The following is an 18,261-nucleotide window of genomic DNA, read 5'->3' on the forward strand; positions in this document are numbered from 1 at the left end:
TCTCTCAAAAAAAGGATTCAACACATCGAAGACAGGATTCCGCCCTCCACCCGCAGCGCTGCGCCATGGGTGGCGGACGAGCGGGGGCTGCAGACGTAAGCGACCAGGGCTGCCACTTCGGGCGGCTCAATGAACCGTTGCAGCAGCGAGGTGGGGCGTGACTGCGCGAAGAAGCGGCGCTCTGCCTCGGCCAGGCCCACACCCTGTTCGACGGCAAGCTTGGCGAAGAAGTCCGCCACCCCTTCGGTACGGGTGGGGCCGGGCAGCACGGCATTCACCGTCACGCCGGTGCCCGCGCAGCTTTGCGCCAGGCCCCGGGAGAGGGACAGCTGCGCCGCCTTGGTCATGCCGTAGTGCAGCATCTCGGTGGGTGGGTTCACGCCGGACTCGCTGTTGATGAACACCACCCGGCCCCAGCCTGCAGCCTGCATCGCAGGCAGCAGGGCACGGGTCAGGCGCACGCCGCTCAGAACATTGGCCTCGAAGAACCGCTGCCACTGCGCGTCGTCAATGGCTTGAAACGGCTGCGGGTCGAAGATGCCGAAGTTGTTGACCAGGATGTCAACGCCCGCACTGGCCTGCGCCAGGTGCTCGCAGCCAATCCGCGTGGCGACATCGGCTGCGTGGCCTAGCACATCGGCCCGCGGCACCAGGGCGTGCAGGCGCTGCACCGCCTGTGCCACGCGCTCGGCCGTGCGGCCATTGAGCACCACCGCTACGCCCTCGCGCGCCAGTTCGGTGGCGATGGCAAAGCCGATGCCGGCCGTCGACCCCGTCACCAGGGCCCGCTTGCCCGCCAGTTGCAGGTCCATGCGGCGCTCCTCAGACGAAACGCACCGAGCAGCCGCCGATGCCACCGATCGTCACGCGCAGGTTGTCGCCCGCCACCACCGGCACCATGATGCCCAGCGAGCCCGACAGGATCACCTCGCCCGCCTCCAGTGCAATGCCGTGGGTGCCCAGCGTGTTGGCCAGCCAGGCCACGGCGTTGGCCGGGTGGCCCAGGGCCGCAGCGCCCACGCCGGTGGCCACGATGTCTCCGTTCTTTTCCAACACCATGCCGCAGGTGCCCAGGTCCACGTCGCGCACGTCCACCAGGCGGTCGCCCAGCACGAACACGCCGCAGCTGGCGTTGTCGGCCACGGTGTCCTGGATCTTGATCTTCCAGTCGCGAATGCGTGAATCGACGATCTCGAAGCACGCCATCACGCCGTCGGTGGCGGCCAGCACGTCGGCGGCAGTCACGCCTGGGCCCTTCAGCGTCTTCTTCAGCACGAAGGCGATCTCGCCCTCGGCCTTGGGTTGGATCAACGTGTTGGCAGGGATGGCCTGGCCTTCGTTGTAGACCATGGCGTCGGTGAGCCAGCCAAAGTCGGGCTGAAACACGCCCAGCATCTCCATCACGGCCTTGGAGGTCACGCCGATCTTCTTGCCGACGACTTTCTCGCCGGCAGCCAGACGCCGGGCCATCATGCGCTGCTGGATGGCGTAGGCGTCGTCGATGGTGATGTCGGAATGGCGCGAGGTCAGTGGCTCTACCACCTGGCAGCCCGCGAGGGCCTGGTACAGCTCATCGCCGAGCTGCTCGATCTGTTGAGAGTTCATGGTCATGGTTTTGCTATTGAAAGAGTAGCTATCAGTGCTTCATCAATAAGCACCGGAGGCAGGTTTTGCTGGAAATCAGAGCTTGATGCAGACGTTCTTGAGCTCGGTGTAGAACTCCAGCGAATGCACGCCGCCCTCGCGGCCGATGCCGGACTGCTTGGAGCCGCCGAACGGCGTGCGCAGGTCGCGCAGGAACCAGCTGTTGACCCACGAGATGCCGACCTCCATGCGCTGCGCCACGCGGTGCGCGCGCGACACGTCGCGCGTCCAGATGGCGGTGGCGAGGCCGTATTCGTTGTCGTTGGCCTTGGCCAGCACCTCTTCTTCGGTGTCGAACGGGGCGATGTGGCAGCAGGGGCCGAAGATCTCTTCCTTGATGACGCGCGCGGTCTCGGGCAGGCCGGTCCAGATGGTAGGCTGCACCCAGCAGCCGTCCTTCAAGTCGCCGGGCATATCGGGCGCGCCGCCGCCGGTGACCACCGTGGCGCCCTCCTGCACCGCCAGCCGGTAGTACGACAGCACCTTGGCCTGGTGCTCCTTGCTGATCAGCGGGCCCATGCCGGTGTCCTTGTCCTGGGGCACGCCGATCTTCATCTGCTCGGCGCCAGCCTTCAGCGCGGCCACGAATTTGTCGAAGATCGGGCGCTCGACATAGACGCGCTCGGTGCCCAGGCAGACCTGGCCGCAGTTGGCGAACGCGGAGCGCAGAGTGCCTTCGATGGCCGCGTCGAAGTCGGCGTCGGCGAACACGATGGCGGCGTTCTTGCCGCCCATCTCCAAGCTCACGGGGCGAGCGCCCTTGGCGGCGGCCTTCATGATGACCTCGCCGGTGCGCGTCTCGCCCGTGAAGGTGATGGCGTCGATGCCGGGGTGCGTGGTCACGAACTCGCCCGCCGAGCCGGGGCCGAAGCCGTGCACCACGTTGTACACGCCCTTAGGGATGCCCACCTGGTTCATCACCTCGCCCAGCAGGGCGGCGGTGCGCGGGGTCTCCTCGGATGGCTTGACCACCACCGTGTTGCCGCAGGCCAGCGCCGGGCCGACCTTCCAGGTCATGAGCAGCAGCGGCAGGTTCCACGGGCAGATCACACCGACCACGCCCACAGGCTTGCGAAAGCCGTAGTTGATGGCGCCGCGGCCGTCGGGCGTGGCCATCTCGAAGAACTCGGTGGGCACGTTCTTCACCACGTCGGCGAACACCTTGAAGTTGGCCGCACCGCGCGGGATGTCGATGTGCGAGGCCAGGCTCATGGGCTTGCCGGTGTCGGCGCACTCGGCCTCCAGGAACTCGTCGAAGCGGCGCGTGATCTCGGCCACCAGGGCTTCGAGCAGCTCCACCCGCTTGGCCAGGGGCATGGAGCCCCACGGCCCCTTGAGCGCCGCGCGCGCGGCGGCCACGGCGGCGTCCACCTCGGCCTTGCCAGCTTCGGCCACCTGGCCGATGACCGCGTTGGAGGTCGGCGTGCGGTTGTCGAACCACTTGTCCGTGGCCACGAATTCGCCGTTGATGAAATTCAAAATCTGGTTGGCTAGCATGTCTCTCTCATTTCCGGATGGGCTGTCAGGGGGTGATGGTTCACGTTGTCCTTGCAGCGATAAGGGCAACGATAGGCTGCAGGCGTCATACTGTCCAATACCGAATTTTCTAAAATTGATACCTTCAAGGTATTTAAAAAAGAGGCAGCCATGGACCTGCGGCAGATGAAATATTTTTTGGCTCTGGCCCAGGAGCTGAACTTCGGCCGGGCGGCGCAGCGGCTGCATATGGCCCAGCCGCCACTCACGCGGCAGATCCGCGGGCTGGAAGAGGAACTGGGCACGCCACTGTTTCTGCGCACGCCCAAGGGCGTGGAGCTGACGGCTGCGGGCCAGGCATTGCTGGATGAGGTGCCCAACATCCTGTCGTTGGCCGAGCGCGCCAGCGAACGCACCCGCCTGGCGGGTGAGGGGCTGATCGGCCGACTCGATGTGGGCATCTTCGGCTCGGGCGTGCTCGACGTGATTCCGCGGCTGCTGGCGGACTTCCACCGCGAACGCCCCGCCGTGCGCCTGGAGCTGCACAACATGACCAAGGCCGAGCAGCTGCAGGCGCTGCGCGAGCGCCGCATCACCGTGGGCTTCAACCGGCTGGTGCAGGCGGAGCCGGGCCTGGGTGTGGAGATCGTGCTGCGCGAGCCGCTGGTGGTCGGCCTGCCCGAAACCCACCCGCTGTGCGAGCGCGCACAGATCGACCTGCGCGACCTGAGCGGCGTGCCGATGATCCTGTACCCCAACGCACCCCTGCCCGGCTTGGCGCAGGAGGTGACTGCCGCCTTCGTGCGCGAGGGCGCGCGGCTGGAGGTGGCGCAGGAGGTCGAGGACGTGCTGACCTGCGTGGCCCTGGTGGCCAGTGGCTTTGGCTGCTGCATCACGACCCAGTCCGCCATGAGCCTGCGCTTGCCGGGCGTGGCCTACCGACCGCTGCGCTCGCGCTACCTGCGTGATATCGCGCTGTGCTGTCTGTACCGCACCGAAGACAGCTCACCGGTGCTGACTGCCTTCCTGCAAGTGGTGCGCTCATTTGCCGCGCGGCAGAGCAACGGCGGCACATAGCGCAGGCCGCAGCGTCGTCGTGGAGCGGTGGAGCAACGCACATGGGATCAGTCCTTCGCGGCCTCTGCCAGGAAGTCGCCGACCAGGCGGGCAAAACGCGCCGCGTGCTCGATCTGCGTCCAGTGGCCGCAGTGGCCGTACACATGCATCTGCGCGTTCCCGATCCACTCGGCCAGCGTGTAGGAGTTGGACAGCGGGATCACCTGATCCTCGCGGCCGTGGACGATCAGGGTTTCATGCGGGATGGCGCGGATGTCCTGCTCGGCGCTGGCCAGCGTATCGACCCAGCGCTGGCGCGGCGCGGGGAACATTGCCGAGAACGATTCCTGAAAGCCCGGGCGGATGCTGGCCTCGTAGCGCATGCGGGCCAGGTCATCGCTCATCAAGTCGCGGTTGAAGGCGAAGTAATCCATGATGGCGCGCATGTTCTGCACCGAGGGGGTGTAGCCCCAGACCGCGTCCAGCCCGCGCGTGATCGGGAACGGCACGCCCACGCTGCCCATCAGCACCAGGCGGCGCACGCGCTCAGGGTGGCGGATGGCCAGCGCCAGCGCCAGCCCGCCGCCGAACGAGTTGCCCACGAGGTCGGCGCGCTCGATGCCCAGCGCGTCGAGCAGGCCCACGGCCTGGCGCACCCAGGCGTCCATCCCGTAGTGGAAGCCCGCAGGCCGCTCGCTGAAGCCGAAGCCCACCATGTCCGGCGCGATCACGCGCGCACGCTCGGACAGCGCAGGCATCACGAGTCGCCAGTTGGCCCAGGCCGACACGCCCGGGCCGGATCCATGGATCAGCAGCACCGGGTCGCCGCTGCCCACGTCGTGATAGTTTGTGCGGATTCCGGCCGCCGTGATGGTGTGCGCAACCTCCGGGTTGCTCTGGGTTGGCCGTTCTAGTTGGGATACTGACATGCTTCAGCTTTCGTATGGATCAAGCGCGAATGCGAGGTATGGATGCGGGGTGTGATTTCGCGCGTGGAATGAATCAGGCGCCAAGGCCTAGCGCCTGCAAGCCAGCGCGCGCAATGGCCTCGTCCTGCGCTTCGCTACCGCCGGACACGCCGATGCCGCCGATGCGCACGCCGTCCTCCACGATGGGCAGGCCGCCGCCAAAGGCGACGAAGCGCGGCCGCAGCACCAGCCCCTGGCGCACTGCGTCGGAGTGCGAGGCCAGTTCGGCATGCCATGCACTCGTCGGCAGGCCAAAGCTTGTGGCCGTGTAGGCCTTGTCATGGGCAATGTCCACGGAATGCAGTGGTGCGCCCGGCATGCGCGCAAAGGCCGCCAGCACGCCAGCAGCATCCACCACCGACACATTCACGCGCACGCCCAACGCAGCGGCGTGCGCCACGGCGGCCTGCGCGGCACGCAGCGCGGGCGCCGCGTCGATGACCGACTGCGGAACACTGAGCGCCGTGGCAGGTGGCAGGGCAGCGCCTGGCATCAGGTGTACACGTCCGTGAAAGACGCCACCAGTTCCCCCGTGTGGTAGAAGATTCCGCTGCCCAGCTTGTCCTCGCTCCAGGTGGTCACGGGGCGGTCTGGCTGTGCGAGGTAACCCAGCCCGGCAAAGGTTTCGTTGCGGTTGCCGCTGGGGTCGAAGAAGTAAATGGTCTCGCCGCGCGTGATGCCGTGGCGCGTGGGCGCCACGTCGATCTTGACCTTCTTCTTGGCCATGACGTCGGCGGCCTTGAGCACGTCGTGCCACGAATCCAGGAAGAACGCGATATGGTGCAGGCCGCTGACAGGGCCGCCCACAAAGGCAATGTCGTGCGGCGTGGTGGTGCACGCCATCCAGGTGGCGGCCTGCATGTCGCCCTGGGGGCCGACCAGCACCTGCTCGGTCAGGAAGAACTCCAGGCACTCCACCATGAAGCGCGTGTTGTCCTGCACGGTATTGATGCCCGCCTCGGGGTTCATCTCGCACATCAGCAGCAAATGGTCGAGCCAGTGCGCGCCCGCGCCCCGGACGCCATCGGGCCACGGGTCGGGGTTGACGGTGCCCACGTCGGTGCCCACGTATTCCTTCATGGCGTACAGGCGCATTTCATGGCCGCTGGGCAGGTTGAACTGCAGCATGCGGCCGGTGGAGGGCAGCGTGCCCTCCGCCAGCATCGTGGTCTTGATGCCCCAGGCTTCGATGCGGGCCTGCAGCGCGTCCAGGTCCTCATCCTTTTTCACCTTGTAGGCCACGTGGTTCAGGCCCGCACGGTCGCTGGGCGTGAGGATGATCGAGTATTTGTCCCACTCGTCCCAGCATTTCAGATACACGTTACCAGCGTTGTCCTTCATGGCGGTCTTGAGGCCTAAGACCTCTTCGTAGTGCTTCACAGCAGCGGCCATGTCCATGACCCGCAGGCTCACGTGGCCGATTCTCAGTACACCCATTTCATGTCTCCTTCGGTTGGTAAAACTTCACTGATTCAAATTGGCTGACTCAACTGGCAGGGCGTTGCACCACCGCGGTGGCGCTGCCCAGGAAAGGCTTGCGCAATCGGGCGGCCACTTCCAGGCAGACGGCCTGGGTGGGCGCCACGCGGCAGGCCAGCGTGTAGCCGTTGGCCTCTTCTTCGCTGCTGACATGGGCGCGGCTGATGGGTCCGAGCGATTGCACCGCCCCTTCCACGATGCGCACCTTGCAAACTCCGCAGCCACCGCTGACGCAACCGGCCGGGATTCCCTTGCGGCCCAGACGCAACATGCCGGCCAGCAGGCTTTCGGTGGTGGCGCAGTCATAACAGTCGCCGGTCTGCGACACGCTGACGCGAACTTTGGAACAGGGGTGGATTCCCATGGCGGCTCCTAAATCGTCTTGAACAAGGGGCTGCGTGCCTGCTGCGCATCGGCGGCCGAAAGGAATTTCTCGGTGTAGATGTCGCGCTCGAACAGGCGCCCCTGCATCAGCGTGCCGATGCAGGCTTCAATCATGGGCGGTGGCCCGCACAGGTAGGCCTTGTGGCCGACAAAGCTGCCACCAAAGTGCGCCTTGGCTGCTTCGTGAACGAAGCCGCGCGCACCGTTCCAGCCATCGCCCTCGGCTGCGTTCGACAGCGCCGGTACGTAGGTGAAATGCGGATGGCGCGCTGCGAGGTCACGGAACTCGGCGTCGTAGTACAGCTCCTGCGCACTGCGCTGCCCGTACACCAGCGTGATGGGCTGCGTGCAGCCGCTGGCCAGCAACTCCAGAATCATGGCGCGCGGACTCGACAGGCCCGAACCTCCGGCCATGAACACCATGGGCATGGCCGCCGAGCGGCGCACGAAGAAGCGGCCGTACGGCCCGGTCAGCTGCAGCCGGTCGCCTGGTTGCAGCGACTGGTGCAACCAGGTGGTGCCAGCGCCGCCGGGCACCTGGCGCACGTTCAGCTCGATCTCGCTGCTCAAGCCGTCGGCACCGGGCGCATTGGCAATCGAGAAGGCGCGCCCGCCTTCAACGCCCGGAATCTGCACCTGCACATACTGCCCGGCCTGGTAATGGATGGGCTGGTCCAGGTGCAGGTGCAGGGCCTTGATGGTCGGAGTGAGCTGCTCGATGCGCGCCACCGTGGCGGTGAAGTCACGCACCGGAATCACTTGGGCGTCGGGGTCGTCGTCAAAGTCGGCCTCGACGGTGGCGTCCGACTGCAGCGTGGCACAGCAGGCCAGCGTCTTGCCGTCGTCACGCTCCATTTCCATCAAGGCGAACGGGTTGGCTGCGCCATGGTCCACCTCGCCGTCAGTCACCTGCACCTTGCAGGTGCCGCACAGGCCGTGGCCACAGGCATGCGGTATGTAGATGCCCTGGCGCAGGGCGGCATCTAGCAGGGTCTGGCCTTCTTCCACCTCGATGGTGGCGCCCAGGGGTTCGAGAGTCAGTTGGTAGCTCATGGCTTGTCCTGGACGACGGGGCTGCGCAAAGGCAGCACCCGCCGTCGGTGCGGGCTGCGATAGTTAGCTGAAGGACCCCTGGATGCCCGTCAGGCCCGGCGTGCGGAAGCTGATCATGTCCTTGTGGCCCAGGCCGTTGTCGGCCAGGCTCTTGGCCGGGTCGGGCGTCCAGGGCTGGCCCGACTTGAACCACTGCATGGTGTTCCAGTCGATGCGGGCAAAGTCGGGGTGCACGCCATACACGCCGGGCAGCACCACCTGGCCGATGGCGCCAAAGGGCATATCGGCAGGCAGGGGCAGCGCCACCGGGCAGGGGAACATGAGGTGCTCCTCCCAGCCGATGAAGAGCAGCGGCGCAGGGAAGTTCTCGCGCACGTCCTTGGCGGGGAAGTCGTAGGGTTTGAGGGCGGTCACGCTCATGACTGGGCTCCTTGCTGCGCTGCAGTGGCGCTCACCGGCGCGGGGTCGCCACGCCAGGTGGCAAAGTTCTTCTGGTCTTCCGAGCCTTCGAAGTCGAAGTTGTCACGCCCCACGTTCATGCCGTACCAGTCCAGCACGGCCAGCAGCGGGTCAAAGCCTTCGGCGGTGGGATCCACACCGGGCTTGAAGCATTGGCCCTGGTAAATCTGCTGCACCGGCAGCCACGACTGCACGTATTTCTCGGGCTCGTCCTCGAACACGTGCTGACAGCCGTCGCTGCAGAAGTGGTACTTTTCGCCCTTGTATTCGGTCTCGCGGTGGCAGATCTTGGTGGGGTCGCCCGGCTCGGTGAAGAGCAGCGGAATCTGGCAGGTGTTGCACAGCATCGGCAGCGTCTTGTTGTAAATGCGCCGGCCGGCTTTTTGCTCTTCGCGCAGGTGCTCGAAGCGTGGGCGGTAGTACTTGTCGAAGGTGTCGGGGTACTTCTCGCTGAGCCACCGCAGCTCGTCTTCCTTGGGGATCCAGGTGTGGAAGGGGGCTGCAGCGCCGTAGCTGTAGAACGTGTTCCAGGCCTGGTGGCTGATGTGGTCCTTGCCCTCACAGGCCTCTTTCCAGCCCTTGGGCTCGCGGATACCGTAGCGCGCCAGGTCGCGGAACAGCGCGCCGCCGTTTTCCTCGACATACATCTCCCAGCTTTCCTTCCAGCTCATCACGCGCTTGGGCAGCATGTAGTCCTGCATCATGGCTACCAGGGTGAGCAGGCGGTAGCCGCGCCAGAACCACTTGTCGATCCACTTCTGCACGATGGGCACGTTGGCAGGGTCCTGCTCCAGCATGAACTTGATGCACTCGATGCCCAGCGTCATGTGGCGTGATTCGTCGGATTGCGCCGAGAAACCAAACGTCACCGTGGACATATCGCCGTTGTGCGCAGCACCCGACATGAAGGGCACGAACAGCAGGTTGGTCAGCACATACTCAAACGAGAAGCTCACAGCCGTGAGGAACTCAAAGGGCCCACCCGACAGCGCATCCTCGAAGAACGACTTGGGCACCGACAGGTACCACACGCGGTCGAACCATTGGGTCGGCTGGTGCATGCCGTTGAAGTACTTGTTGTAGTGCGACAGCGCGTGTGTCTCGGTCTGGTAGTGGCGCAGTTCGTCAATGGACTGCATCTGCGCCGCCACGCGGGCCCCGGCGCCTGTGAAGTGCCGGCCCACATGCGCAAAGCCGCGGTGCGCGTAGTACTCCAGCGGTGTCACGCCCTGGATGAACAGCTTGAGCGCGTTCACGTAGCGCGCATCCGAGATGCCGAGCTGGCCGTTGTTCTGCGCAAAGGCCTCGATCACGGCATAGAGCTTCTTTTCCTTCTCGCCCTGGTACTTCCAGTAGGCGTCCATGGTCAGGCGAAACGGGTCTTCCCATTTGTCCCAGTCGTGGATCTTGATGCCTTCATACTGGTCGAACGGAAAGACCTTTTCCATTGGCTGGTAGGTCGTATCCCAGGCCAGGCCGCGCGTCATGGCGGCGTAGCGGTCCTTGAGGCCCAGTTTCTTCTTGATGACAGGTGCGTCCATGATGTTGTCTCCTATTGGTTTCGTGCAATGACCTGCAGGCTCAGTGCTGCCAGCTCAGTGAAAACTCGTCGTCGTCTTCGTCGATGTAACCGGACAGCGTCACGAGGTTGACGTGCAGCTGCTGCAGGTTGAAGCGCTGGCCGGTCTGCTCTTCGATGGTTTCGCGGCGGATCACGAGGCGGCCGGGCGCGTTGATCTTCACGAGCCCCGGTGGATAGGTGGCGCTGGCCTGGGCGTTGTCCGCCAGGATGGCGTCCACGACCGGGCGGGACTCTTCGTTGTCCTGAAAGGCAATGAAGACGCTGGAGACGGCGGAAACGGTAGATGCGTTCATGGTGATGACTTCCTCTAGACGACCAGGCCGGACTTGCGAGCCCGCGCGTCCAGCGCTGTGCGCACATCGGCCAGGGCCTCGGCGCCTTGCGCACCCAGTGCGCGGTCCGCCACCGGTGCCAGCGCGGCCTGCGCCAGATCGGCATAGGTCTTGAACCAATCGGTGATCAGCGCCCGGTTGTCGTCCGATGCTGCAGCGGCCACCTTGATGACCGCGTCCACCCAGCGCGCGCTCTCGTCATGCCACTCGGGCATGAAGGCGGTCAGCATGGCGACCGCCGTGCCGCCCTGCACTGCCAGGTGGTCGTCCACAAAATGCGTGTAGATCAGTGGGTACTGCAGGCCATCGAGCGCCAGGTTCTGTGCCACGAACAACTCGAACGGGTCCTGGACCACCAGCGTGTCCTCCACCAGCCGGCGCAGCACCTGCCAGCGCGGGTCGTGCAGCCAGTCGTTCTGGCCCGCGTCGAGTGCGCCGGGCTCGCCCAGGGCCAACCCCAGGCGCGTGATGTACTGCGCCACGGCCAGGTGATCCATGGCGTGGAACATGGCCGGCGCCGTGAACGCCGTGCCATAACCGCGTGAGCAGATGGTGCAGTTGTTCATGTTCGCGCCCCAGGCCGCGTGGCGCAGCGGCATAAGCACTTCGCAGGCGGCAGCGCGCTGCGTGTCCGGAATCTTGTCGATCAGCCCGCGTGATTCCACGAACTGGTAATTGGCCTCCATCGCCTCCTGCTGACGGGCCCGCGCCATGGTCCAGTTGGCGTAATAGAACTGGCGCGGATCGCGCAACGCGTCCCAGTCGGCCATCTTGACGGCCGTGCGAGCGGTGTCGAACAACTCGAACTCTGGCTCCCAGGTCGGGCGGTAATGGAAGTTCGCGGTGGGCTGCACGCCCACCGTGGCTTCCAGGTAGCGCGACGAAGGCTTGTCGCCCGTATGGGCCGCCACGCGGGCAAAAGTGTGGCGCAGCGGTTGGATCTCACGCGCCTGCAGGTCGATGTTCATGGGGGCTTGTCTCCTGTTGGTGTTTATGGGAACCCGGCTCAGTCGTCCAGGCGGCGCACGCGGTGGTCCACGCAGAAGGCCTCGAACGCCATCTCCGGGAGCAGAAGCTCCACGGTCAGCTCGGGCCATCCGACCGAGAACGCGAACTCGACAAAGCCGTTGTCACGGCGCCCCAGCACGCGCACGAATCGCTGCGACAGATCGCAGACGGGTTGCGCGATAGCGTGCAGTTCGGCGTTGGCGGGGCGGTGCATGGTGATCTCCTGTGCGGCTTTGCATGCACCGTTTTGCACGGGCCGTGCCAACGCATGCCATCTATCGCAAAAATCTCGATAAATTCAGGGTTAGTCCCTACAAAACCCACTCCATCCGGCCCTGCTGGACCCCGTCGCCGCGTCTGCCCGAGTGGCGGTACATGCGATTGCTGCACAGCAGCATGATGTTTTGCTCACCACCGCTATCGGCCAATTGATGAAATGATGAAGAAGTGGCCAAGGGTCCGCCCTGATGGACACAGAAACCCTGTTTATCGATACTTTCCTTATGCCCGCGACCGCCCTGCCGCCCTTCCCCTCCGACGCGGACCTGCGCCGCTTGGTGCACTTTTCCCCCGTCGATGGCCGCATCTGGCTGGCGGACCAGCGCATGCTGCTGGTGCACGCGGCGGCCTTCCAGGCGCTGCGACGCGAATTGGTCGCCAGCCTGGGGGCGGTGCACACGCGCCGCCTGCTGATGCGCGCGGGGTATGCCTCCGGCGAGCGCGACGCGCTGCTGGCGCGCCAGGTGCGGCCGGGCGCGTCGCTGTTCGACACCTTTGCCGTGGGGCCACAGTTGCACATGCTGGAAGGCGCGGTGCGCGTGCAGCCGCAGGTGTTCGAGCTGGACGAGGCTGCAGACCACTTTCACGGCATCTTCCAGTGGGACCACAGCTGGGAGGCCGAGGTGCACCAGCGTGCCTGGGGCCCGCAGGACGAACCCGTGTGCTGGATGCTGCTGGGCTATGCCTCGGGCTATACCAGCGCGTTCTTTCGCCGCCCCACCCTGTTCAAGGAAGTGCAGTGCACGGCCTGCGGCCACGCGCATTGCCTGATCGAAGGCCGCTTCGTGCACGAGTGGCCCGACGGCGAACAGCTGGCGCGCGACTACGATCCCGACTCGATGCTCGTGCGCCTGGACGAGCTGCAATCCCAGGTGGAGGCGCTGCGCACCCAGCTGCAGCCCGTGGACGACCAGGGACCTTTGCTGGGCCACTCACGCGCGTTCAACGACACGGTGGAGCTGCTGCGCAAGGCCGCCCCCACGCAGGTCACGGTGCTGCTGACCGGCGAAACGGGCGTGGGCAAGGAACGCTTTGCGCGCGCCCTGCACGCCATGGGACCGCGGGCCGACAAGCCCTTCGTGGCCGTGAACTGCGCGGCGCTGCCCGCCGAGCTGATCGAGAGCGAGCTGTTCGGAGCCGAGAAGGGCGCCTACACCGGCGCCACCGCCGCACGCGTGGGCCGCTTCGAGCGCGCGCACGGCGGCACGCTGTTGCTGGACGAACTGGGCGAGCTGCCTCTGCCCGCACAGGCTAAGCTGCTGCGGGTGCTGCAACAGGGCGAGGTAGAACGCCTGGGTGGCACGCAGCCGCGCAAGGTGGACGTGCGCGTGGTGGCCGCCACCAACGTGGATCTGGAAAAAGCCGTGGAGGAAGGGAGCTTTCGGCGCGACCTGCTGTACCGGCTGAACGTCTATCCCATCCGCATCCCGGCGCTGCGTGATCGAGTGGACGACATCGAGCTGCTGGCAATGCACCTGCTGCAGCGCTACGCCGCCATGCACGGCAAGCGCTTGGCGGGCTTCACCGACCTGGCCATGACCGCCATGCGCCAGCATGAATGGCCCGGCAACGTGCGCGAGCTGGAAAACCTCGTCGAGCGCGGCGTGATCCTGGCGCCGCAGGACGACCTGGTGGATGCCTCAATGCTGTTTCCTACGTCGGCCATACCCACAGCGCACACCGTGAACGCGGCCGGTGCGCTGGAGAGCGAGTCGCACACCCAGCAAAGCGCCAACTTGTACGACACGCTGCAGGCCAGCGGCCTGACGCTGGACGCGCTGGAAGACACCCTGATCCGCGAAGCCGTGGCGCGCGCGGGTGGCAACCTTGCGGCGGCGGCGCGCGCGCTGGGCCTGACCCGTCCACAGCTCAGCTACCGCCTGTCGCGCCTGCAGGAGCGTCGGCAAACGGCCCCGTAACGTAAACGCCACCACACCACATTGCCATGGCCAAACGCAGCTTTACCCCCCTGATCGCACTGCCGGGCGGGTACACAGCCGAGGGCGCCCCCCCCCCAGGGGACCCCTCGCGCACCCTCATTGAACACACCTACGCCACCCTGCGCGACGACATTGTCGAAGGGCGCCTCCCCCCCGGCGGCAAGCTGCGCATCGAGCACCTGCGCACGCAGTACCAGGTCGGCGCAGGCACGCTGCGCGAGGCTGTCACGCGGCTGGTAAGCGACGCCCTCGTGACCGTGGAAGGGCAGCGCGGCTTTCGCGTGGCGCCCATAGCGCTGGAGGAACTGCAGGACATCACCAGCCTGCGCGTGCACATCGAGATCGACGCGCTGCGCCAGTCCATCCGCGCAGGCGACGCGCAGTGGCGCACGGCGCTGGCCGAAGCCTTCACAGCACTGTCGGCTGAAGAGCAGCCCATCGCGCCCCCGCGCCGGCGGCAGTGGGAGGCGTTGAATGTGCGCTTTCATGAGGCATTACTGTCGGGCCATGCATCCCCCTGGACACTTCGGGTGCTACGCCTGCTCTCGCGCCACAGCGAGCGCTACCGCTTTTGCGCGATGGGCCTGCCTGGCAGCGTGCGCGACGTGCACATCGAGCACACCGAGATCTACGAACTGGCCATGGCGGGCCAGGACGCGCGCGCGGCGCTCGCGCTGGAGGCGCACATCCGCGCCACGCCGGATTTGCTGATCAAGGCGCTCCGTGAAGGTCGAGCATTCTTGCCGGGTACCGTACAACTGATGCGGAGCTGAGTTCCCCCATAGCGCAACAGGATCGTCCCCCCGTACGACTGCTATGGCCGTAAGCTGCCGTTCGCCGGAATAGGCGCTAAGGACCGCAATCAGCGGCCTTAAGCAGCCCTCAGAAATAGGTCACGCTGCCCCATAGCCCCCCAATAAGTTGAGTGGTTCACAGTAGCCAGGGCCGCCGCCGCTTTGCTATCCACTACAAGGCACGGTCTCTGCGGACCATCTCCATAGTCCATCGCCAGGGATGTACGGGGAGCTCCGCGTCGGCCCTGCCATCCTGCTCGATGGATGCTGGTGATCAGGGTGGAAGGGCCTTGGAGTCCGGTGGGGGATGGATCAGGGAATTCGGTGTGCACCGAGGTCACAGGACTGTTAGCTCTGGATACCCAGGTGCATCCTGGATAGGGCTTGGGGCACAACCAGCGTCGGGTTCCTCACCATGCGGCAGCCATGCGAGCGGCGGAGTTTCGGGCTGTGTGGTCGGCGCGCACGGTGGAGGAAAGACTGGACTGTGGGATGGACCCCTCGGCGATCGCGCTGTCTCCCGGCAAGGGCCAGGGCGCCCGGTGATCCTGCGGGGTGCTAGGCTGTGGGGACCCACTGCCTGGCTCTCCTGCGATGCCGATCAGGCAATCACAAAGGGCGTGCGGTCCTTGCCCGCAATCCACTGGGGCGGCTTGCCTCGGCCGGACCAGGTGGCACCAGTGGCTGGATCCCGGTACTTGGCGGCGACCTTCTTGGGCTGGGGCTTCCAAGGGAAGACTTGCTGGGCCGTGAATCCGAATTCCTGAACGAGTTGCAGGACGGTTTGGAGGGCCTGTTCGGACGCGGCCTTCTTGGCGTTGGCGATTTGTTCGTCGAGGAGCTTTTTCTGGGCGAGGAGTTCGGCGTAGCTGGACATACTGGTGCGTTGGGGTGAGTGCTGGGATGTTGTGATTTGGTCCAAGGAGAACCGTTTTAGGCACAGGGAACACTCTACGCCAAGACGGGGAGCCGGACGGTCAATGTGCAGGGGCAGAGACCACTGGAGGATGGGTGGGCATCTGCGCCCCGCCCTGACGCCAGATGTCCAGATTGGCGAACTCGCGGCTGCATCCGCTGCATTGCAGGGTATCGGTATAGCGCATAGCGCCCATCTCGTCGCGCGCGACCACCCGGTGGTAGCTGGTGGCACCACAGTAGCCGCAGCAGTTTCGGGTGGTGGACGGGTTCATCGGGAAGGCGGGACTAAGGTTCTTCACTCAGGGGGATCTGTTCTTGGTGGGGGTCTTGGTTTGGGATTCTGGGGATCGTACCAAGGCACCAGACTTTGCGCAGATGCGCAGGGAGTCAACTGGTCTCGGGCAGGGATGTCACGCTCCATGTGGGGCCACACACACGGTAACGGCTGGGCTGCGGCAAAGATCTCGCAGCCGCTTCCTTCATCCCTGCCTCTTCAGCAATCGGCCGCCTCATGCTGTTCCTAAGACTCGATAGGTCTAAGCCCCCAGCATTAGAGGCAAGAGACTGTCTAGAAGCTCCAGTCACTGGAACCAAAACTCGATTCTCGAACGAATAGCAAGCCGGTACCAAAGAAGCATCTCAACGACGTTAAGTTGCGGATACGGTCATTCGAGCACTGGGCGGCTCATCCTCGAACAGGAGTGACAAAAGGTCAGTATCTGGCGCCTGTTTGGCTTGCTCTAACAGGGCCACGTCGGCAGCGCTTTGCTACATTTCAAATCTGGTTTTCATTGTCGGATCTTTCCTGCGGCACTTACGATCGACAGCTCCACAAACCGCGATCCCATACGCTGCCCCGGCCGGTACCCCACCGTGTATCCGCCCAGATCTACGTTGTCGATGCTCTCCAGTGCGGCTGCCAATCCTTCGCGATTGAGTTTGGTTCCCGCACGGCGGACCGCCTCGGCGATCACTTTTGCAGTGATGAAGCCTTCCATCATGGCGTAGCTCACAGGCACATCAGGTTCGCCACTTTTGGCCTGCACCTCTCGAAACTCTTTGCTCAGCTTGCTCGACACTCGATAGGGGTTAGGCGTGACCTGTGCGATCGAGATGCCTTGCATGTGTTCTTCTGCCAGTCTCTTGGACATTTGCTCCAGATCCACATCCGAGGAGGCAAAGAGGCGAGCAGTACCCCCTTCCAGTCGGTATTTCTCCACAAATGCAGCGCCGGCCACGCCGCTGGTGACCATGATGATGGCCTGAGGTTTCGTCCCAAGAAACGTTCGATTGGCGGTCTCGATACGCAAGGTGTCAGCCTCATAGGACGCTTTGGCGACGAGCTTTCCTCCATGCTTCTTGATGGCTTCTTCAGCCCGTGCAAGCATCTCTGACGCGTAAGCACTTTCCTCGTAGAAAAATCCAAGCTGGGTGACGCCTACTGTTGCCAGATGCTCCGTGATTTTTCCAATCTCTTCGCGCAAGTCAGCGCGAACGTTGTACAGCTGGGGCATGTCCGGCTGAAACGCTCCACTGCGATAGCCAACCAGCGCAATTTTCTCCCTAGCAAGGATGCCTGATTTCTGCAATGCAGCGAGGTTGCTGCTCCCCATGTATCCCGCCAGCAGTAGGGGGCGCTGCTCGGAGAGAAGCTGCTCAGTCGCTGCCAGGGTTTGATCGACCCTACCTGCATCGTCTTTACGTGCCAACACCAGGGTGTTTCCGCTGACTCCGCCCGTCCTATTGACGTGGTTAAAGTACATCTGCATTCCGGCGGAGTACCCTTGGGCATCCCCGGCTCGAAGACCCGACAGCGGAGCTACCTGACCGACCACGACAGGCGCCGCTACTGCTGCCCCCAGTAGTGCTGCGCTGGTCAATGCACCAAATGCGATCCCCAACACTCGATGGGCCGCAGCCCTCCCCCAAACTGCTTTATGCATGTGTCTCTCTTGATTTTTAATGCTGCATCACGCCATGCAGTCGGCCCATTCTCTAGGCATCTGGCGGTATTTGAATAAGGGGAATCCACATCGAGCCATCGTTCACCACGGCTGCGACTCATCTCACGTTTGTGCGGCATCCACTGCGGTTAGCAACGGATCCTAGTGAGCGCCGTCAGCATGAAGCCGCCAGCCACCACAGGCTCGCTTGCAAGCTTTTTCCGCGAGGAGGATAATTCTTCCTCATGAAAATTCTCATCAACGTGATCAAGGCATCGTTCGCCACTTAGTTGCGCCCCTCGATTGCGTATCGGAGGGCTGCGCGCCTTCCGGTCAACAGAACCCCGGCAGGCTCCCCTTCCGGGGTTTTTTGTTTTTCACACCACGGACCAACCCATGCGTACCTACGACAAGTTGATTGCCACGATTCCCGACCGCCGGAGCTTGAGTTCCGTGCGCCCGGGCTCCGGCGACAGCACACATCTCAGACGCTAGCGATCAGGCGAATCCTTCACGCCTGGGCTGGCGCAAAGCCAACCAGGCGGCAGCTGCTCGCAGAGCCGAGTGCAGCCGCAAAACGAAAGATTCGCCATGACCAAGACTTCTTCTTCCTCTCGCAGTAACACTCACCGGCAACTGCGTAACCTCGGTGTCATCGCCCACGTCGACGCGGGCAAGACCACGACCACCGAACGCATCCTGTTCTACACGGGAGAAAGCCATCGCATCGGCGAAGTGCACGACGGCACGGCCCACATGGACTTCGACCCGCAAGAACAAAAGCGCGGCATCACCATCAACAGTGCAGCCGTCACCGTGCACTGGAAGGGCACGCAGCTCAACCTGATCGACACGCCCGGGCATATCGACTTCAACATCGAGGTGAACCGCTCGCTGCGGGTGCTCGATGGCGCGGTCGTCGTGTTCGACGGCGTGGCTGGCGTGG

Annotated in this window: 20 protein-coding genes; 4 read left to right on the forward strand and 16 right to left on the reverse strand. The window is 64.5% G+C overall.

The genetic code is table 11. The features are described from left to right. Positions 1–17 precede the first annotated feature (17 nt). The 3 genes from OIN59_RS17780 to OIN59_RS17790 all read right to left on the reverse strand — a co-directional run bounded on the left by OIN59_RS17780 (position 18) and on the right by OIN59_RS17790 (position 3,141). Positions 18–812: an SDR family NAD(P)-dependent oxidoreductase gene (locus OIN59_RS17780; protein ID WP_274112393.1), complete on the reverse strand. Its 795-nt coding sequence runs from the start codon at positions 810–812 to the stop codon at positions 18–20. A gap of 10 nt (positions 813–822) precedes the next feature. Further along, positions 823–1,605, reverse strand: coding sequence for a 2-oxopent-4-enoate hydratase (dmpE, locus tag OIN59_RS17785; RefSeq protein WP_274112418.1), 783 nt, complete (start codon positions 1,603–1,605; stop codon positions 823–825). Positions 1,606–1,680: 75 nt separating this feature from the next. Next, on the reverse strand, positions 1,681–3,141 hold the full coding sequence (locus tag OIN59_RS17790; protein ID WP_274112394.1) for a 2-hydroxymuconic semialdehyde dehydrogenase: 1,461 nt from the start codon (positions 3,139–3,141) through the stop codon (positions 1,681–1,683). 150 nt (positions 3,142–3,291) lie between these two features. On the opposite strand from OIN59_RS17790, the gene OIN59_RS17795 reads away from it, so the two are divergent. Then, positions 3,292–4,197 (forward strand): LysR substrate-binding domain-containing protein, encoded by a 906-nt coding sequence (locus OIN59_RS17795; protein WP_274112395.1) that lies wholly within the window; start codon positions 3,292–3,294, stop codon positions 4,195–4,197. A 47-nt stretch (positions 4,198–4,244) separates the two neighbouring features. Here OIN59_RS17795 and OIN59_RS17800 read toward each other — a convergent pair whose 3' ends face one another. The 10 genes from OIN59_RS17800 to OIN59_RS17845 form a co-directional block, all read right to left on the reverse strand. Next, positions 4,245–5,105 carry an alpha/beta fold hydrolase gene (locus OIN59_RS17800; RefSeq protein ID WP_274112396.1) on the reverse strand — a complete coding sequence of 287 codons (861 nt, stop codon included), beginning with the start codon at positions 5,103–5,105 and terminating at the stop codon, positions 4,245–4,247. Positions 5,106–5,178: 73 nt separating this feature from the next. Beyond that, positions 5,179–5,637 (reverse strand): GlcG/HbpS family heme-binding protein, encoded by a 459-nt coding sequence (locus OIN59_RS17805; RefSeq protein ID WP_274112397.1) that lies wholly within the window; start codon positions 5,635–5,637, stop codon positions 5,179–5,181. Then, positions 5,637–6,581: a catechol 2,3-dioxygenase gene (locus OIN59_RS17810; RefSeq protein WP_274112398.1), complete on the reverse strand. Its 945-nt coding sequence runs from the start codon at positions 6,579–6,581 to the stop codon at positions 5,637–5,639. Before OIN59_RS17810 ends, OIN59_RS17805 begins: the two co-directional genes overlap by 1 nt. A gap of 49 nt (positions 6,582–6,630) precedes the next feature. Then, positions 6,631–6,987, reverse strand: coding sequence for a 2Fe-2S iron-sulfur cluster-binding protein (locus OIN59_RS17815; RefSeq protein WP_274112399.1), 357 nt, complete (start codon positions 6,985–6,987; stop codon positions 6,631–6,633). 8 nt (positions 6,988–6,995) lie between these two features. Beyond that, a complete protein-coding gene (locus OIN59_RS17820; RefSeq protein ID WP_274112400.1) occupies positions 6,996–8,060 on the reverse strand; it encodes an NADH:ubiquinone reductase (Na(+)-transporting) subunit F in 1,065 nt (354 codons plus the stop codon). A gap of 63 nt (positions 8,061–8,123) precedes the next feature. Then, complete coding sequence (locus OIN59_RS17825) at positions 8,124–8,480, reverse strand: phenol hydroxylase subunit P4 (RefSeq protein ID WP_274112401.1); 357 nt, start codon at positions 8,478–8,480, stop codon at positions 8,124–8,126. Beyond that, on the reverse strand, positions 8,477–10,060 hold the full coding sequence (locus OIN59_RS17830) for an aromatic/alkene/methane monooxygenase hydroxylase/oxygenase subunit alpha (protein ID WP_274112402.1): 1,584 nt from the start codon (positions 10,058–10,060) through the stop codon (positions 8,477–8,479). The genes OIN59_RS17825 and OIN59_RS17830 overlap by 4 nt, the downstream gene beginning before the upstream one ends. A gap of 40 nt (positions 10,061–10,100) precedes the next feature. After that, positions 10,101–10,394: an MmoB/DmpM family protein gene (locus OIN59_RS17835; protein WP_274112403.1), complete on the reverse strand. Its 294-nt coding sequence runs from the start codon at positions 10,392–10,394 to the stop codon at positions 10,101–10,103. Positions 10,395–10,408: 14 nt separating this feature from the next. After that, positions 10,409–11,401, reverse strand: coding sequence for a ferritin family protein (locus tag OIN59_RS17840; RefSeq protein WP_274112404.1), 993 nt, complete (start codon positions 11,399–11,401; stop codon positions 10,409–10,411). A gap of 38 nt (positions 11,402–11,439) precedes the next feature. Next, on the reverse strand, positions 11,440–11,655 hold the full coding sequence (locus tag OIN59_RS17845) for a phenol hydroxylase subunit (RefSeq protein WP_274112405.1): 216 nt from the start codon (positions 11,653–11,655) through the stop codon (positions 11,440–11,442). A gap of 289 nt (positions 11,656–11,944) precedes the next feature. On the opposite strand from OIN59_RS17845, the gene OIN59_RS17850 reads away from it, so the two are divergent. Further along, complete coding sequence (locus tag OIN59_RS17850) at positions 11,945–13,639, forward strand: sigma-54-dependent Fis family transcriptional regulator (RefSeq protein WP_274112406.1); 1,695 nt, start codon at positions 11,945–11,947, stop codon at positions 13,637–13,639. A 26-nt stretch (positions 13,640–13,665) separates the two neighbouring features. Then, complete coding sequence (locus OIN59_RS17855) at positions 13,666–14,433, forward strand: GntR family transcriptional regulator (RefSeq protein ID WP_274112407.1); 768 nt, start codon at positions 13,666–13,668, stop codon at positions 14,431–14,433. 622 nt (positions 14,434–15,055) lie between these two features. Here the strand turns inward: OIN59_RS17855 and OIN59_RS17860 are convergent. The 3 genes from OIN59_RS17860 to OIN59_RS17870 all read right to left on the reverse strand — a co-directional run bounded on the left by OIN59_RS17860 (position 15,056) and on the right by OIN59_RS17870 (position 17,315). Beyond that, entirely contained in the window at positions 15,056–15,331 is a 276-nt protein-coding gene (locus tag OIN59_RS17860; protein ID WP_274112408.1) for an H-NS histone family protein, read from the reverse strand. A 100-nt stretch (positions 15,332–15,431) separates the two neighbouring features. After that, the gene (locus tag OIN59_RS17865) at positions 15,432–15,671 is read right to left on the reverse strand and encodes a hypothetical protein (protein WP_274112409.1); all 240 of its coding nucleotides are present in this window, start codon (positions 15,669–15,671) and stop codon (positions 15,432–15,434) included. A 489-nt stretch (positions 15,672–16,160) separates the two neighbouring features. Next, entirely contained in the window at positions 16,161–17,315 is a 1,155-nt protein-coding gene (locus OIN59_RS17870; RefSeq protein ID WP_274112410.1) for an ABC transporter substrate-binding protein, read from the reverse strand. Positions 17,316–17,906: 591 nt separating this feature from the next. On the opposite strand from OIN59_RS17870, the gene OIN59_RS17875 reads away from it, so the two are divergent. Next, positions 17,907–18,261: GTP-binding protein (locus tag OIN59_RS17875; protein ID WP_274112411.1), on the forward strand; the 355-nt coding region annotated here is incomplete at its 3' end.

The sequence above is a fragment of the Acidovorax benzenivorans genome, from assembly GCF_028680575.1.
In the GTDB taxonomy this organism is placed as follows: domain Bacteria; phylum Pseudomonadota; class Gammaproteobacteria; order Burkholderiales; family Burkholderiaceae_C; genus Acidovorax; species Acidovorax benzenivorans.

Excerpts from the sequence above, each read along its gene's own strand:
- OIN59_RS17845 (WP_274112405.1), bottom strand. The coding sequence starts at position 11,655 with ATGCACCGCCCCGCCAACGCCGAACTGCACGCTATCGCGCAACCCGTC.
- OIN59_RS17790 (WP_274112394.1), bottom strand. The coding sequence starts at position 3,141 with ATGCTAGCCAACCAGATTTTGAATTTCATCAACGGCGAATTCGTGGCC.
- OIN59_RS17795 (WP_274112395.1), top strand. The coding sequence starts at position 3,292 with ATGGACCTGCGGCAGATGAAATATTTTTTGGCTCTGGCCCAGGAGCTG.
- OIN59_RS17835 (WP_274112403.1), bottom strand. The coding sequence starts at position 10,394 with ATGAACGCATCTACCGTTTCCGCCGTCTCCAGCGTCTTCATTGCCTTT.
- OIN59_RS17800 (WP_274112396.1), bottom strand. The coding sequence starts at position 5,105 with ATGTCAGTATCCCAACTAGAACGGCCAACCCAGAGCAACCCGGAGGTT.
- OIN59_RS17780 (WP_274112393.1), bottom strand. The coding sequence starts at position 812 with ATGGACCTGCAACTGGCGGGCAAGCGGGCCCTGGTGACGGGGTCGACG.
- OIN59_RS17805 (WP_274112397.1), bottom strand. The coding sequence starts at position 5,637 with ATGCCAGGCGCTGCCCTGCCACCTGCCACGGCGCTCAGTGTTCCGCAG.
- OIN59_RS17815 (WP_274112399.1), bottom strand. The coding sequence starts at position 6,987 with ATGGGAATCCACCCCTGTTCCAAAGTTCGCGTCAGCGTGTCGCAGACC.
- OIN59_RS17825 (WP_274112401.1), bottom strand. The coding sequence starts at position 8,480 with ATGAGCGTGACCGCCCTCAAACCCTACGACTTCCCCGCCAAGGACGTG.
- OIN59_RS17855 (WP_274112407.1), top strand. The coding sequence starts at position 13,666 with ATGGCCAAACGCAGCTTTACCCCCCTGATCGCACTGCCGGGCGGGTAC.
- OIN59_RS17820 (WP_274112400.1), bottom strand. The coding sequence starts at position 8,060 with ATGAGCTACCAACTGACTCTCGAACCCCTGGGCGCCACCATCGAGGTG.
- OIN59_RS17860 (WP_274112408.1), bottom strand. The coding sequence starts at position 15,331 with ATGTCCAGCTACGCCGAACTCCTCGCCCAGAAAAAGCTCCTCGACGAA.
- OIN59_RS17850 (WP_274112406.1), top strand. The coding sequence starts at position 11,945 with ATGCCCGCGACCGCCCTGCCGCCCTTCCCCTCCGACGCGGACCTGCGC.
- OIN59_RS17870 (WP_274112410.1), bottom strand. The coding sequence starts at position 17,315 with ATGCATAAAGCAGTTTGGGGGAGGGCTGCGGCCCATCGAGTGTTGGGG.
- OIN59_RS17810 (WP_274112398.1), bottom strand. The coding sequence starts at position 6,581 with ATGGGTGTACTGAGAATCGGCCACGTGAGCCTGCGGGTCATGGACATG.
- OIN59_RS17830 (WP_274112402.1), bottom strand. The coding sequence starts at position 10,060 with ATGGACGCACCTGTCATCAAGAAGAAACTGGGCCTCAAGGACCGCTAC.
- OIN59_RS17840 (WP_274112404.1), bottom strand. The coding sequence starts at position 11,401 with ATGAACATCGACCTGCAGGCGCGTGAGATCCAACCGCTGCGCCACACT.
- dmpE (WP_274112418.1), bottom strand. The coding sequence starts at position 1,605 with ATGAACTCTCAACAGATCGAGCAGCTCGGCGATGAGCTGTACCAGGCC.